This window comes from Pseudomonas sp. HY2-MNA-CIBAN-0224 (assembly GCF_040310285.1).
Lineage (GTDB): Bacteria > Pseudomonadota > Gammaproteobacteria > Pseudomonadales > Pseudomonadaceae > Aquipseudomonas > Aquipseudomonas helleri.
The window spans coordinates 1-241 of the sequence record NZ_JBEOPQ010000847.1 but is presented as its reverse complement, the minus strand read 5'-3'; the positions used below and the strand labels follow the sequence as shown (position 1 = coordinate 241).

Below are 241 nucleotides of genomic sequence, written 5' to 3'. Positions count from 1 at the left end.
CAATAGCACCGCACTAATAATACCTAGCATTCGCCAACCCGCGTCCCAAGGATCGGCAAGGGTAGCAATTTCGGTCAAAGTATCAACCGCATAGCGCAGCACAAAGGCATTGACCTGTGCGGTAAAGGAACCAAGTACCGTTAATATCAGTGTTGCAACAATCAATAGCTTATAAGGCGCAGCAAAGACGGCAAGTTTCTTTAAAATATCCCACAGTAAAGCCCGCCGCTCAGTCTTTTTG

Annotated in this window: 1 protein-coding gene; it reads right to left on the bottom strand. The window is 46.9% G+C overall.

Features of this window, described 5'->3' with window-relative positions:
- Nucleotides 1–241 (bottom strand): hypothetical protein (locus tag AAEZ03_RS28660; protein WP_502947993.1); only part of this gene is annotated, 241 nt, incomplete at both ends.